The sequence below is a fragment of the Xanthomonas sp. DAR 35659 genome (genome assembly GCF_041242975.1).
Taxonomy (GTDB): Bacteria; Pseudomonadota; Gammaproteobacteria; order Xanthomonadales; family Xanthomonadaceae; genus Xanthomonas_A; species Xanthomonas_A medicagonis.
The window spans coordinates 2,149,419-2,163,170 of sequence record NZ_CP162488.1 but is presented as its reverse complement, the minus strand read 5'-3'; the positions used below and the strand labels follow the sequence as shown (position 1 = coordinate 2,163,170).

Annotated in this window: 12 protein-coding genes; 1 reads left to right on the top strand and 11 read right to left on the bottom strand. The window is 70.7% G+C overall.

What is annotated here, in order from left to right:
- Positions 1-55: 55 nt before the first annotated feature.
- From AB3X07_RS09235 to AB3X07_RS09225, 3 genes are read right to left on the bottom strand one after another with little or no spacing between them, the layout of a single operon-like run.
- Positions 56-1,249, bottom strand: a complete 1,194-nt coding sequence (locus AB3X07_RS09235; RefSeq protein WP_369944199.1) for an efflux RND transporter periplasmic adaptor subunit — start codon at positions 1,247-1,249, stop codon at positions 56-58.
- A gap of 11 nt (positions 1,250-1,260) precedes the next feature.
- Positions 1,261-2,034, bottom strand: coding sequence for an SDR family NAD(P)-dependent oxidoreductase (locus AB3X07_RS09230; protein WP_369944198.1), 774 nt, complete (start codon positions 2,032-2,034; stop codon positions 1,261-1,263).
- The gene (locus AB3X07_RS09225; RefSeq protein WP_369944197.1) at positions 2,031-2,255 is read right to left on the bottom strand and encodes a hypothetical protein; all 225 of its coding nucleotides are present in this window, start codon (positions 2,253-2,255) and stop codon (positions 2,031-2,033) included. The genes AB3X07_RS09230 and AB3X07_RS09225 overlap by 4 nt, the downstream gene beginning before the upstream one ends.
- A gap of 128 nt (positions 2,256-2,383) precedes the next feature.
- On the opposite strand from AB3X07_RS09225, the gene AB3X07_RS09220 reads away from it, so the two are divergent.
- Positions 2,384-3,484 (top strand): LysR family transcriptional regulator, encoded by a 1,101-nt coding sequence (locus tag AB3X07_RS09220; RefSeq protein WP_369944196.1) that lies wholly within the window; start codon positions 2,384-2,386, stop codon positions 3,482-3,484.
- Positions 3,485-3,608: 124 nt separating this feature from the next.
- On the opposite strand, the gene AB3X07_RS09215 is transcribed toward AB3X07_RS09220, so the two are convergent.
- The 8 genes from AB3X07_RS09215 to AB3X07_RS09180 all read right to left on the bottom strand — a co-directional run bounded on the left by AB3X07_RS09215 (position 3,609) and on the right by AB3X07_RS09180 (position 13,671).
- Complete coding sequence (locus tag AB3X07_RS09215) at positions 3,609-4,307, bottom strand: OmpA family protein (protein ID WP_369944195.1); 699 nt, start codon at positions 4,305-4,307, stop codon at positions 3,609-3,611.
- A 104-nt stretch (positions 4,308-4,411) separates the two neighbouring features.
- Positions 4,412-5,866, bottom strand: a complete 1,455-nt coding sequence (locus tag AB3X07_RS09210) for a WS/DGAT/MGAT family O-acyltransferase (protein WP_369944194.1) — start codon at positions 5,864-5,866, stop codon at positions 4,412-4,414.
- A 104-nt stretch (positions 5,867-5,970) separates the two neighbouring features.
- Entirely contained in the window at positions 5,971-7,392 is a 1,422-nt protein-coding gene (locus AB3X07_RS09205; RefSeq protein WP_369944193.1) for a cryptochrome/photolyase family protein, read from the bottom strand.
- A gap of 195 nt (positions 7,393-7,587) precedes the next feature.
- On the bottom strand, positions 7,588-8,739 hold the full coding sequence (locus AB3X07_RS09200) for an HD domain-containing phosphohydrolase (RefSeq protein WP_369944191.1): 1,152 nt from the start codon (positions 8,737-8,739) through the stop codon (positions 7,588-7,590).
- A complete protein-coding gene (locus AB3X07_RS09195; RefSeq protein WP_369944189.1) occupies positions 8,736-9,842 on the bottom strand; it encodes an HDOD domain-containing protein in 1,107 nt (368 codons plus the stop codon). The genes AB3X07_RS09200 and AB3X07_RS09195 overlap by 4 nt, the downstream gene beginning before the upstream one ends.
- Positions 9,843-9,845: 3 nt before the next feature.
- Positions 9,846-10,976 (bottom strand): sensor histidine kinase, encoded by a 1,131-nt coding sequence (locus tag AB3X07_RS09190; RefSeq protein WP_369944188.1) that lies wholly within the window; start codon positions 10,974-10,976, stop codon positions 9,846-9,848.
- Positions 10,977-10,978: 2 nt separating this feature from the next.
- A complete protein-coding gene (locus AB3X07_RS09185; RefSeq protein ID WP_369944187.1) occupies positions 10,979-12,088 on the bottom strand; it encodes an FIST signal transduction protein in 1,110 nt (369 codons plus the stop codon).
- A gap of 164 nt (positions 12,089-12,252) precedes the next feature.
- The gene (locus AB3X07_RS09180) at positions 12,253-13,671 is read right to left on the bottom strand and encodes a replicative DNA helicase (RefSeq protein WP_369944185.1); all 1,419 of its coding nucleotides are present in this window, start codon (positions 13,669-13,671) and stop codon (positions 12,253-12,255) included.
- Between the last annotated feature and the right edge of the window lie 81 nt (positions 13,672-13,752).

Genomic DNA, 13,752 nt, shown 5'->3' with positions numbered 1-13,752 from the left:
GCCAATGCGACTGGCCTGCGGCGCTGCGCGCGCCGCCCGCGTCAGTCGGGACGACTCAGTCGAGCGCGACCGTCTTGGGTGCGGCGGCCGGCGAGGCGGTGGCCAGCGCGATCGGCTTGGCCTGGACCGGCATGCCCGGCATGAACACCTTCTGCACGCCGTCGACGATGACCCGGTCGCCCGGGTTCAGCCCGCCCAGCACGATGCGCAGGCCTTCGGCGTCGCGCCCCAGTTGCACGTCGCGGCGCTGCGCCTTGCCGTCCTTGTCGACCACGTACACGTACTTGCGGTCCTGGTCGGTCAGCACCGAGCGGTCGTCGATCAGCAGCGCCTTGAAGCGGCCGCTGCCGAGCAGGCGCACGCGCGCGAACAGGCCCGGGGTGAAGGTGCGCTCGGCGTTGTCCAGCACCGCGCGGACGCGGATGGTGCCGGTGCTGCGGGCGATCTGGTTGTCCAGGAAATCGACCTTGCCGGCATGCGGGAACCCGTCCTCGCCGACCAGGCCGATCTGCACCGGCAACTGCCCGTCGCGCTCGCTCGGCCGCTCGCCCTTGCGCGCCATCTGCGCATAGCGCAGGAAGGTGCCTTCGTCGGCATCGAAGTACACGTGCACCTTGTCCAGCGACACCAGCGTGGTCAGCACGCTGGCGCTGTCGCCGGCGCTGACCAGGTTGCCGGCGGTGACCATCGCGCGTCCGGCACGGCCGTCGATCGGCGCGCGCACCTGGGTCCATTCCAGGTTCAGGCGCGCGTTGTCCACCGCGGCCTGCGCGGCGAGCACATCGGCCTTGGCCTGTTCCGCGGCGGCGTGGCGCTGTTCCCAGCTCTCGGTGGAGATCGCCTGCTGGTCGGAGAGCTTCTTGGCGCGCGCCGCCTCGCTGCCGCTGAGCGTGGCCTGGGTGCGCGCCCGCGCCAGATCGGCATTGGCGCGCGCCAGTTCGGCGCGGTAGCTGCGCGCGTCGATGGTGAACAGCACGTCGCCCTTCTTCACTTCCTGGCCTTCGACATAGTTGACCTTGTCGATGTAGCCGGACACGCGCGGGCGCAGGTCGACGTGCTCGACCGCCTCGACGCGGCCGCTGAACTCGTCCCACTGGCTGATTTCCTTTTGCAGGACGGGAGCGACGCCGACCGCCGGCGGCGGCGGCGCGCCCTGACCATCGGCCTTGCCGCCGCAGGCGGCCAGGGCCAGGGTCAGCAGCGCGATCGCCAGCGGGCGCCAGGCGCGCGGCGGGGACGGGAGAGACATGGGAATGGGGTTCATGGAAACACCTGGTGAGTGGAAGGGGAAAAAGGGGCGGCGGTCATCAAGGAAGTGCGTGGCTGCGCGTACTGGCGTTTGTCGACCTCGACCACGGCCCGGCCGGGCACGCCGTCGTCGGCGAGCAGCGCCACCGCGGCGCGGCCCACGCTCAGCGCGGTGAACCACTCCGGGCAATCGTCCGCGGCGGCATCGCCGCGGCACACCGGCTGGGTCAGCGACAGCAACTGCACACGCACGCCCAGCGGCTTGGCCTCTTCGTGCAGGACCTGGGCGAGCATGCGGATCGCCGCGGCGACCACCGAACTGTCGCCGTGCCCGGCCCACGCGCGCAGCGCGCACGGGCTGCCCAGCAGCAGGTAGCGGCCGCCGCGCTCGGCCTGCGCCAGCAGCGGCAGCAGGTGCCGCGCCGCGGCCAGCTGCGGCAGCAGGTCGGCGTCCAGGCGCCGGCGCAAGGCGCTCAGCGGCTGGTCGAGCAGGCGCCCGGCGCGCAGCGGGCTGCCGAGACAGGCGACGATGCCGGCCAGCGGGCGCGTACGTTGCGCCACCGCGGTGGCCAGGGCCGCGGCAGTGGCGTCGTTGGCCACCGAGCCCGACAGCGTGTCCAGCGCCGGCTCGTCGCTGTAGCGGTCGCGCAAGGCGCGCAGGCGGCCACGCTCGCGCGCCACCGCCAGCACCGGGCTGCCGGCTTCGAGCAGGGCAGCGACCACGCCGAGCCCGATGTTGCCAGTGCCGCCGAGCACCAGCACCTCGGGGTCCAACATCCCGCTCACGGGACTTTTACTCCCGCAAACGGGACAATCGCGATTCGCCCAAGCCGGCCACCAGCGGACTGGCCCAGCTGCAACGCGCTGCCGGCCTGGCGCCGCGGCGGCGGCGTGAATTCACGAAATGCACGCGGGTAACCGGTTTCCACGGCGTCGATCGGCGTACCATCTAGCTGGTTCGGGCGGCGAGCGCCCAGGAAAAACTGGAACAGAGTGCGCATCGACATGGGCAAATGGCCTGGCTGGCGGCGGATGCGTACAAATTAGGCGTCAAAGTCGCACTTGATTAGTCCGAATTAAGGGGAATAATCGTCCCGTCACCGGTCCAATCCTCCCATTCCCTCAGGAATCCGCCATGACCCACGATCTGAACGACACCCTGATCTTCGTCAAGGTGGTCGAGCAAGGCAGCTTCATCGCCGCGGCCAATGCGCTCGGCCTGCCCAAGACCACCGTCAGCCGCAAGGTGCAGGACCTGGAGGCGCGGCTGGGCGCGCGCCTGCTGCACCGGACCACGCGCCGCCTGGGGCTGACCGAGGCCGGCGCGGTCTATCACGAGCACTGCCAGCGCATCGCCCGCGAACTGGAGGAAGCCGAAAGCGCGGTCGGCCAGTTGCAGGCCGGTCCGCGCGGCTGGCTGCGTTTCAGCGTGCCCTACTCCGCCGGCATCTCCTGGGTCGCGCCGATCCTGGGCGAGTTCCACAAGCAGCACCCGGAAGTGCGCCTGGAAATGGTCATGACCAGCGACAAGGTCGATCCGATCGCCGAGGGCGTGGACGTGGCCCTGCACATGGGCGCGCTGCCGGATTCGACCATGGTCGCGCGCAAGCTCGCCACCTTCCGCACCCAGGTGTTCGCCAGTCCCTACTACATCGAGCGCCACGGCGAGCCGCTGCACCCGGACGACCTGCAGCACCATCGCACGCTGGCGCTGAGCACTGGCCGCAACGGCGGCAACCGGCTGTGCTGGCCGCTGCGCAACGGCAAGCAGAGCGGCGAGTTCCCGATCCAGCCGATCCTGCTGGCCAACGATTCGGCGGCGCTGATCGGCGGCCTGGTCTGCGGCGAAGGCCTGGTGCTGGCCAGCGATGCGACGATCAAGCCGCTGATCGAGGCCGGCAAGGCGCGGCGCGTGCTCGGCGGCTGGGTCGGGCCGGACCTGGACTTCAACGCGGTGTTCCCGGGCGGGCGCATGCTCTCGCCGAAGGTGCGCGCCTTCGTCGATTTCCTGGTCGAGAAGCTCAACTTCGACGTCAGCTACATGATGGCGCAGTGCCCGGCCAAGCTCGCCAATCAGTTGGCCGACGATGGCGCGGAGTTCACCCTGTGCGGCGGCGTGGCGATGACCACCCAGGCGCCGTCGCTGGCGCAGCCGCAGCCGCAGCCGCAGCCGTTGCCGAAGGTACGGGAAGACGCCGAGGCGGCGCCGGAACTGGAGGAGGAAGCGCTGGTCTGAGCGTCGGCGCCGCGCGTCACCGCGGCGCGCGACCTTGTGCTCGCCGCGGCGAGCCTACCGAACCGGAAACGCGAACGGGCCGCTGCATGCGGCCCGTTCGCGTTTACGCCAGCGCAGGCCGCGCTCAGGAACGCAGCGGCACCACGCGGATCTCGACGCGGCGGTTCTGCGCGCGCCCGGCCTCGGTGCTGTTGTCGGCGATCGGATACTTCTTGCCGGCGCCCAGCGTCTCGATGCGCTCGCTCTGCACGCCCTGCGCGGTCAGGTACGCCGCCACCGAGGCGGCGCGCTGTTCGGACAGGCGCTGATTGACCGCGTCGCTGCCGATGCTGTCGGTATGCCCCACCACCTCGATCATGGTCTGGTTGTATTCGCCCAGGGTCCTGGCCACGCCGTTGAGCGCCGAATAGAACTGCGGCTTGAGCGTGGACTGGTTGAAGTCGAAGGTGATGCCGTCGGGCAGGTTCAAGGTGATGTTGTCGCCGTCGCGGCGCACGTCGATGCCGGTGTTGGCGGTGCGCTCGCGCAGCGCGCGTTCCTGGCGGTCTTGGTAGTTGCCGATCGCCGCGCCGCTGAGCGCGCCGATGCCGGCGCCGATCATCGCGTGCTGGCGGCGCTCGGTGGCGCTGCTGCCGCTGAGCAGGCCGGCGGCGACGCCGACCGCGGTGCCGATCAGCGCGCCGCGGCCGGTGCGGTTGTTCTGCTGCTCGGTCGGATTGCCGTACTGGTCGCGCTGCACGTAGGAGCCGCCGGTGGCGCAGGCGGACAGCACCAGCGCGCTGGCCAGCGCCACGGAAATGCCTTGGATGGCGGTACGTTTCATCGCGCTCTCCCGAACCTGAATTGAGGTGGGATCAAGCATAAACAGTGGCCCGCGAGACCCGCATGAACGGACCCGTTCGCAAGGCTCGGGCGCAGACGCGGCGTTCAGGAAAGCGGCAGCAAGGCCTCGGCGTCCGCCGCCTGCAGCGGATGGTCCCAGTCGCCCATCAGCGCCAGGTACAGCAGCTTGTCGAACTCGGCGCCGATGCGGCGCATCACCGCATCCGGATCGGGAATCAGCCGCGCATCGCCGATCAGGCCGAAATGCACGCGGTGGTTGTAACTCATGATCGACACGCCGACCCCGATCGACCCGGTCTGCGGCACCCAGAACATCATCTCGCGCACCCGGCTGCCGGCCAGGTACAGCGGCTGCTGCGGTCCCGGCACATTGGTCGCCACGGTGCTGGCCTTGCGGCTGAACAGATCCAGCGCCGCCGACTGCAGCGCCGCCGGCGCCATGCCCACCGCCGCCAGCAGGCCGAACACCACCATCGCCTGGCGCGACTGCTTGAGCTGCTGCATCGCCGCGGCGACGCGCTGCAGGCGCCGCACCGGATTGGCCTCGCCCACCGGCAGGTCCAGGAACACCAGCCCGAAATGGTTGCCGAGCTTGCGCGCATGCTCCAGCGGCCGCAGGTTGACCGGCACGGTGGCGCGCAGCGTCACCCCGTCCAGCGGCTCGCCGCGTTCGAGCATGTAGTCGCGCAGCGCGCCGGCCATCGTCGCCATCAGCACGTCGTTGACCGTGCAGTCGCAGGCGCGGCCGACCGCCTTGACGTCGTCCAGGCGCAGCGGCTCGGCCCACGCCACCCGCTTGCTGACGCCCAGGCGCCCGCGCAACAGCGTCGGCGGATCGTCGGACAGCAACAGCGCATTGGCCAGTTCGCGGCCGATCAGGCCGCCCTCCCTGGCCAGCATCTGCGCCAGGTTCGGGTCCTGGTACATCTCGCGGCCCTTGTCGAGCATGCGCCCGCCCAGCTTCAGGTAGCGGTCGATCGCGCCGACCCGGCGCACCACGTCCTTGCCGTCGTCCTTCAGCCAGGCCCGCCCCAGTTGCGCGGACGGGTCCGGCACGCGCTGCAGGTCGGTCAGCGACAGCAGCACCTGCACCAGCGCGATGCCGTCGGCGTAGCTGTGGTGGATGCGCGCGACCAGCGCCGAACCGCCTTCGTAGCGCTCGATCAGATGGAATTGCCACAGCGGCTTGGTCTTGTCCAAGGGCGTGGACGCCATCTGCCCGGCGAAACGCTCCAGCGCCTTCTGGCCGCCGCGCCCGGGCAAGGCCGACAGGCGCACGTGCCAATCCAGGTCGAAGTCGTCGTCGTGCTGCCAGTAGGCGCCGGTGGCGGTGTCCACCGGCTTCTGCTGGAAGCGCGGGAAGGACAGGAAGCGCTTGCGCACCAATTGCTTGAACTGCGGCAGCGACAGCGGCTCGTCGAGCATCAGCACGCCGGTGATCATCATCGGATTGGTCGGCCGCTCCATCCGCAGCCAGGCGGTATCCACACGCGACATCGGTTCGCGCCGCGGCTTGCGGCGGGCTGTGCTGGCGGCCATGCATGCTCCCTGTGCGTGGCCGGAGTGAATCATGGCGCGGCGAAGGGCGTCAATCGCGGCACGCGGCGCGGTTCACCCGGCGGCGCGCCACTGCCGCGCCGCGCTCAGGCGCCGCCGGTGGCGCGGTAGGCCGCCAGCGCCGCGTCGCGCCCGGCGGCCAGGTCCACGATCGGCTGCCGCGGATAACGCGGCGCGCTCGCGGCCAGGCGCTGCGGCGACAGCCACGGCGCGAAACGCTCGGCGACCGGCAGCGCCGCCAGTTCCGGCACCCAGCGCGCGATGTAGCGCCCCTGCGGATCGAACTTCTGCGCCTGGGTCACCGGGTTGAACACGCGGAAGTACGGCGCGGCGTCGGCGCCGGTGCCGGCCACCCATTGCCAGCCGAGCGTGTTGTTGGCCAGGTCGGCATCGACCAGCGTGTCCCAGAACCAGCGCGCGCCTTCGGACCAGTGCACGCGCAGGTGCTTGCACAGGTAGCTGGCGACGATCATCCGCACCCGGTTGTGCATCCAGCCGGTGTGCCACAGCTCGCGCAAGCCGGCATCGACGATCGGCACCCCGGTGCGGCCGCGTTGCCAGGCCCGTAGCTGCGCCGGATCCGGCGTGACCCAGCGGAAGCGGTCGAAGCGCGGATTGAGGTTGTGCTCGGGCGTGGTCGGGAAATGGTGCAACAAATGATGGGCGAAATCGCGCCAGCCGAGCTGGCGGATGTAGCCGTCGATCGCCGCGCCGCTGGCCGCGCTGCGTTGCTTTTCCAGTTCGGCCACGATCCGCCACGGCGCGATCTCGCCGAAGTGCAGGTGCGGCGACAGCCGCGAGGTACCGACCTGGTCCGGGCGGTCGCGGCCTTCGACATAGCCGCGCAGCGCGCCATCGACGAACACCTCCAGCGCCTCGTGCGCGCCCGCTTCGCCCGGTTGCCACACCTCCCAGAAGCCGCGGTCCCACCCGAGCGCGGGCGCCAGGCCGAGCCGCTGCAGCGGCAGGCTGTGCAACGCGGCCGGCGGCGGCGACAGCGTCTTCGGCGCGGCCAGCGGCGCCGGCAGTTGCCAATGACTCAAGGCGCTGCGCCAGAACGGCGTGAACACCTTGTACGGGCCGCCCTGCTGGGTCGCCAGTTGCCACGGTTCGAACAGCAGCGCGCCGTTGTGACTGCGCACCTCCAGGCCCTGCGCCCGCAACGCGGCCTTGAGCCGGGCGTCGCGCGGCTGGGTAGCCGGTTCGTAGCGGCGGTTCCAGTGCACCGCGACCGCGCCGCAGTCGGCGATCAGGTCGCGCAGCACCGTCTCGGCCGGCCCCTCGCGCAGGATCAGGCGCGACCCGAGGGCGCGCAGCTGCGCATCGAGCGCGGCCAGCGAACGCTTCAGCCAGCTCAGCGACGCCGCGCCGGCGGCCCAGGCGCCTTCGTCGCCGGGGCTGTGGATGTAGACCGGCACCGGCGTGTGCCCGGCGGCCAGCGCCGCGTGCAGCGCGGGGTGATCCTGCAGGCGCAGATCGCGCCGGAACCAGACGATGGCGTAGCTCATGGGCGACACGGGCCGGGAAGGACGCGCAAGGATACGGGGCGCCTGCGCAGCCGGCGTGAGCATGGGGCGGCCGTCGCGCGCCGGATGCGCCGCGGCGGCGACAGGTGGTCGCGCGCGGGTCGCGCACATGCATGCGCATCGACGTGTTCGCCGCGGGCGCGTCCACGCTGCGCCGACCCGACACCCCACGACCGCCTACGTCGCCGCGTCGCCCTGCGCATCGCCGCCATAGCTGACGAGCAGCGGCTCGACGATGGCACCGGCCGCCTGCAGGTTGCGCAAGGCCAGGATCGAGGTGAGGCTCAGTTCGCTGCCGTGCGCGAGCAGCATCAATCCGCGCTTGGACACCACATCCTGCTCCAGGCGCCAGCCCGGCACCAGATCGCCGACCATGGCCTTGCGGATACCGCTGCGCGCGTGCAGTTTCAGATCGGCCAGCGCCTCGACCAGATCCGGCGGCAGCGGCGGCTCGACGTGGCGCAGTTGCTGCACCGCCTGCGCCGGCGGAAGCTTGCGCGCCAGGTTGCGTACCACCAGCAGCGCCGCGCGCAGCAGCTGCGCGCCACGCTGCACCTCGGGTGCGGCGTCGGTCGGCGGCGGCATGGCCTGGTAGCGCACGATCTCCGCCACCTGGCGCATGCGCGGGATCGCCGCCAGCAGGCGATGCGCGACCAGCGGATGACCATCGACCAACTGCTGCTCCTGCTCGGACAACGGAGCGCCGGCGATCTCACGCTGGAGCACATCGCCAGGCACGCTGACGCAGCCGATATGGCTCAGCGCCGCGGCCACCTCGACCGTCCAGCGATTGGGCCAGGCCAGCTTGGCGGTGACGTGGCCGACGCAGGCCTGCACCTGCGCCGAGCGTTGGAACGCCCACGGCGCGACCATCGACAGCACCTCGGTGAGCAGGCGCGTGGTGCCGGCCAGCGTGGTCTCCAGCAGGCTGCGCTCCAGCAGCGTGGTGCGGTGCAAGGCCACCGCCTGCTCCAGCACCGCGACCAGGTCCTCGGTCGGGCACGGTTTGCACAGGAAGCGGAAGATCGCGCCCTGGTTGATCGCCGCGATCGCCGACGGTGCGTCGGTCTGCCCTGTCAGCAACAGGCGCACGCTGTCCGGCGCCAGCGCACGCGCCGCGGCCAGGAAGGTGGCGCCGTCCATGCCCGGCATGCGCATGTCCGAGACGATCGCCGCGAACGGCGCGCCGCCGGCGATGATCTCCAGCGCCTGCGCGCCACCCGTGGCGGTGGCCACGTCGAACTGGCCGAACAGGTTGCGCTCCACCGCCGCCAGCAGATTGGGTTCGTCGTCCACGCACAGGATGCGCGGCAGCATCGGTTCGCTCATGGCATATGCTCGTCTTGGCGCATCCGCGCGCACGCCGCCTGCCACTGCGGCACCTGCGCGGCCACGCCCATCGACTGCAGGTACGCCGTGTCCGGCGCCTGCCCGTGCGCCAACGCCACCGCCACGTGGACCACCCCGACCGCCTCGAACCGGCACTGCGCGGCCCGCTGCGGATGGCGGTGATGCGCCACCGCCTCCACCACCGCCGCGGGCAGCCCCCATATCCCAAGCAGATAGGCGCCGACCTCCGCCACCGACGGCACGCCGCATCCCTGCGGATCCGCCTCGCGACACAGCCGCGCGATCCCGGGCAGCAGCGCGCCGATGTCGGCGAGCAGGGCCGCGGTTGCGACCACGTCCTCGGCGGCATGGTCCGCGCCGATCACCGTGGCCAGCCGCGAGGCGCGCAATGCAACGACGCCGCTCGCCTCGGCCGCGCCGGCGGCATCGCGCTGGAAGGCATCGCTGGCCGACGCCAGCGTGCGCAGCAGCCCCAGCCCGATCCGGCGCACCGCATCGTGGATCCCCGCCACCGGCTGGCCGTCGCCGAACAAGCCGAAGTTGGCCAGTTGCAGCACCTTCGCCGCCAGCGCCGGATCGGCCTGCACCACCGCGGCCACCTGCGCGGCATCGGCCTGCGGATCGTGCAGCAGGCTCTCGAACTGCGCGTGCAGGCGCGGCGCCGCCGGCAGCCCGCCGATGCGGCCGACCGCCGCCTGCAACGTCGGCGCGTCGAGCAGCCGCCGCAGCGCGGCCATGCGGTCGATCACGCCGATCAGCGCATCGCCGTCGCAGGGCTTGAGCAGAAACTGCTGCGCCACGTCCAGCGCCCGCAGCGCCGCGTCCTGGTCGGTCTGCCCGGACAACAGGATGCGCACGCTGCGCGGGCAACTGTCGCGCATCCGGCGCAGCAGCTCGGCGCCGTCCAGCAGCGGCATGCGCATGTCCGAGACCACCACGTCGGCGGGCTGCGTGCGCAACGCGCGCAGCGCGTCGGCGCCGCTAGCGGCGAAGGCCAGCTCCCAGCCGCGCTCGGCCATGAACAGGGTGCGCTCCAGGCCGGCCAGCGCCTGCGTCTCGTCGTCGACGAACAGCACGCGCATCGCTCACCCCGCGTCGGCGCGCAACGGCAGCCGTACCACGAAGGTGGTGCCGGACTGCCCGACTGCCGATTCGAAGAAGATCCGTCCCTGGTGTTTTTCCACCACCGTCGAGTAGGCGATCGCCAGGCCCTGGCCGGTGCCCTTGCCGACCGGCTTGGTGGTGAAGAACGGATCGAACACCTTGTCGCGGATCGCCTCGGGAATGCCCGCACCGTCGTCGCCGACGCACAGGTCCACGTGGCAATCGCCGGCCCGGCGCAGGACGATGCGGATCCGGCCCTGCTCACGTCGACCCGGCACCAGCGTGTCCTCGATCGCGTGCGCCGCGTTGACCAGCAGGTTCAGCAGCACCTGGGCGATCTCGTCGCGCAGGCACGGCACCGGCGGCACGTCGGCGCCGAACTCGGTCTGGACCTCGGCCACGTACTTCCATTCGTTGCGCGCGACAGTGATGGTGGTCTCGATCAGTTCGCGCAGGTCCGTCGGTTCCTTCACACCGGCGGACGGATGCGAGAACGCCTTCATCGCGCTGACGATCCTGGTGATGCGATCCAGCCCTTCCAGCGACTGCTGCAGCGCTTCCGGGGTCTGCCGGCGCAGGTACTGGAACTTGGACGAGCTCACCTGCGCGTCGAGCGCCGCGACCAGCTCCGGCGCCACGCCCTGCGCACGCGCCGCATCGACGATGGCGAAGGTCATGTCGAACACCTGGTCGAGGATCTGCTTGGCCTTGCAGACGAAGGCCAGGTTGTCGCGCACGTACTGTGCCGGGGTGTTGATCTCGTGGGCGATGCCGGCGGCGAGCTGGCCGATGGATTCCATCTTCTGCGCCTGCAGCAGCGCGCTCTGCGCCTTGCCCAGTTCGGCCAGCGCCTGCTCCAGTTCCTGCCGCTCGCGGTTGAGCTCCTGGGTCTTGAGCGCCACCACCTTGCCCAGCGCGATGTTCTGCTGCAGCGTCGCCAACGGCGAGGCCACCGCGTCGTCGCGCGCGGTGACCCGCTTCTTCAGCACCGCGATCACCTTGTCGCGCGCGGCCAGTTGCCGCCGCAGTTCGACGATCAGCGCCGCGTCGGCATCCATGCAAGACGCCAGCAGGTGCTGCGGCATTGCCTGCATCGCGGCATCGGCACCCATGCTCATCTCCCGATCGCCACGCCGGTGAAGGTCTGGTTGACGTGCAGGCCATTGAACTGCTCGCCGAAGGTGGAAAAGCCGAACACCCGCTGCCGCGCCATGAATGCGCCGACCTCCTGCTGCAGGGGCGACTGGCCGAACTCCAGGCGGCGCAGGACGCAGTCGCAGCCGATCACCAGCGCCGGGTCCGGCACCGTTTCGCGCATCTCCGCAAAGCCCTGTTGCAGGGTCTCCATCGCGTCCACCGCCTTGCCCACCGATACCACCATGCCCTCCTCCACCGCGCAGTAGCAGGTCAGCGACAGGTCGTCGTTGACGCGCAGGATCGAGCGCACGTACGGCTCGCCGGCCAGGGTCAGCACCAGCGGATGGGTCGAGAACACCTGCGGGTCCAGCGCCGGCAGCGGCACCCCGATCGCCGCGGCGTAGGCCAGCGCCGCGGGCTCGCCGTTGATCTCGCGGATCAGGCGCCGCGCCGGGTCGGCCTCGGTGACCACCAGCTCGATGTCGCTGGCGACGAAATGCTGCAGCTTGAACACCACGAACGGATGCGTCGAATGGAACAGGGTCAGCACCGCCGCATCGGCCAGGAAGCGGCCGTCGTGGTAGACCCGGGTGCGCTCGAAGCGCAGGTCGTCGGCGGCCGAGCCGCCGAGCAGTGGCACGTCGCCGATCATCCGGTACAGCGCCGCGGCCAGGTATTCCTCGCAGGTGGACAGGCCATCGACCAACAGCAGCGCGAAGCAGCGCCCGGCCTTGTCGGCGGCCGCCGCCTGCACCGCGGCGGCCGCCACCGCGGTCTGCGCCTGCAGGTCGCCCAGGGGCGCGATCAGCAAGGGCTGCGCCTGCAGCACGCCGCCGCGCAGGCCGGCCACAACGATCGTGCCACGCTCGAATCCACAGGCACCGACCTGCCCGGCGGCGGTACAGCCGATCACCGGGCAGTCGAAACCGGCCTTGAGCGCCGGACCCAGCGCGTCCAGGTCGTAGCGGGCGTCGCAGAACACCAGCACGAGGTCCAGCGGCGCCGCCCCGAGCTGGGCACGCAGCGCCGCCACCGCGACGGCGGCATCGCGCTCGGAGGTTTCCGCTTGGGTGACGGCCAGCGCCATGACGTGGAGTCCGGGAGGTTTCCCGGCCTATCGACCCGCGCGCGGCGCAGTTGAGCGCCTGCGCGGCGCTCTGTGATGGAGATATCGCTACGCCGCGATGAATGCGCGGCGCGGCGCGGCCTGCCGCGCTGCAACAACCGGCAGCCGCTTCGCCGCCGTTCCCGTTATTCGAACGCGCCCACCGAATCGTGCGCCAGATTGTCGAAGCGGGTGTATTCGCCGAAGAACTTGAGCTTGCACGACCCGGTCGGGCCGCCGCGGTGCTTGCCGATGATGATTTCGGCCAGGCCCTTGTCCGGCGAATTTTCCTTGTTGTAGTAGTCGTCGCGGTAGATGAACACGATCATGTCCGCGTCCTGCTCGATCGCGCCCGATTCGCGCAAATCGGCCATCACCGGGCGCTTGTCGGTGCGCGTTTCCAGCGAGCGGTTGAGCTGCGACAGCGCGATCACCGGCACCCCCAGCTCCTTGGCCAGGCCCTTGAGCGAACGCGAGATCTCCGAGATCTCGGTGGCGCGGTTCTCGCTGTTGCCGGGCACCGACATCAGCTGCAGGTAGTCGATCACGATCAGGCCCAGGTCGTGCTCGCGCTTGAGCCGGCGGGCCTTGGAGCGCAGTACTTCCGGCGACACGCCCGGCGTGTCGTCGATGAAGATCTTGGTCTCCTTGAGCATCTTGATCGCGCCGGTGACACGGGCCCAGTCCTCGTCCTCGAGCTGGCCGGTGCGCAGGCGCTGCGCGTTGATGCGGCCGTTGGAGGAGATCAGGCGCATCGCCAGCTGCGAGGCCGACATTTCCATCGAGAACACCGCCACCGCCTTCTTCGACTTGATCGCCGCGTACTCGGCGATGTTCAGCGCGAAGGTGGTCTTGCCCATCGCCGGACGCGCGGCGAGGATGATCAGGTCGGTCGGCTGCAGACCGGCGGTCATCGCATCGAAGTCGCTGTAGCCGGTCGGCAGGCCGGTGATGTTGCCGCCGTTCTCGAAGCGGTTGCGCAGTTCCTCGAAGGCGTCCTTCAACGCGCCGGGCATCGCCACGAAATCGCTGCGTCCGCGCGCGCCGGCCTCGGCGATCTGGAACACGGCCTTTTCCGCCGATGCCAGCAGTTCGGCGCTCTCGCGGCCTTCCGGCTGGAAGCCGTCGTTGACGATGGTGGTGCCGACCTCGATCAACTGCCGCAGCACCGCCTTGTCGCGCACGATCTCGGCGTAGGCGGCGATGTTGGCCGCCGACGGCGTGGTGCTGGCCAGTTCGATCAGGTAGGCGCCGTCGCCGACCATGTCGAGCTTGCCCTGCGATTCGAACCATTCGCCCAGGGTCACCGCGTCGAACGGACGGCCCTTTTCGGCCAGCTCGCGGATCGCGCGGTAGATCAATTGGTGATCGCGCCGGTAGAAGTCGTTGTCGGTGAGCTGGTCGTTGACCCGGTCGTAGGCGTCCGGGGCCAGCATCAGGCCACCGAGCACGGCCTGCTCGGCCTCGGTCGAATGCGGCGGGACCCGCAGTTGGTCGATGCGCGTTTCGCTGCGCTCGCCACGCTCGCTTTTGCGGTCGCCGCGGTAGCCGGGACGGGCGGACATGGGCTGGATCTTCTCTGCTGGGGGCGCGGGACGCCGGGCGGCGCGGACGGCGCGACCCGGTCGGGCATCTTAGTCAGCGCG

Coding starts and splice junctions, on each gene's coding strand:
- AB3X07_RS09220 (WP_369944196.1), top strand. CDS start 2,384: ATGACCCACGATCTGAACGACACCCTGATCTTCGTCAAGGTGGTCGAG.
- AB3X07_RS09205 (WP_369944193.1), bottom strand. CDS start 7,392: ATGAGCTACGCCATCGTCTGGTTCCGGCGCGATCTGCGCCTGCAGGAT.
- AB3X07_RS09225 (WP_369944197.1), bottom strand. CDS start 2,255: ATGTCGATGCGCACTCTGTTCCAGTTTTTCCTGGGCGCTCGCCGCCCG.
- AB3X07_RS09195 (WP_369944189.1), bottom strand. CDS start 9,842: ATGCGCGTGCTGTTCGTCGACGACGAGACGCAGGCGCTGGCCGGCCTG.
- AB3X07_RS09180 (WP_369944185.1), bottom strand. CDS start 13,671: ATGTCCGCCCGTCCCGGCTACCGCGGCGACCGCAAAAGCGAGCGTGGC.
- AB3X07_RS09210 (WP_369944194.1), bottom strand. CDS start 5,866: ATGGCCGCCAGCACAGCCCGCCGCAAGCCGCGGCGCGAACCGATGTCG.
- AB3X07_RS09185 (WP_369944187.1), bottom strand. CDS start 12,088: ATGGCGCTGGCCGTCACCCAAGCGGAAACCTCCGAGCGCGATGCCGCC.
- AB3X07_RS09190 (WP_369944188.1), bottom strand. CDS start 10,976: ATGGGTGCCGATGCCGCGATGCAGGCAATGCCGCAGCACCTGCTGGCG.
- AB3X07_RS09200 (WP_369944191.1), bottom strand. CDS start 8,739: ATGAGCGAACCGATGCTGCCGCGCATCCTGTGCGTGGACGACGAACCC.
- AB3X07_RS09215 (WP_369944195.1), bottom strand. CDS start 4,307: ATGAAACGTACCGCCATCCAAGGCATTTCCGTGGCGCTGGCCAGCGCG.
- AB3X07_RS09235 (WP_369944199.1), bottom strand. CDS start 1,249: ATGTCTCTCCCGTCCCCGCCGCGCGCCTGGCGCCCGCTGGCGATCGCG.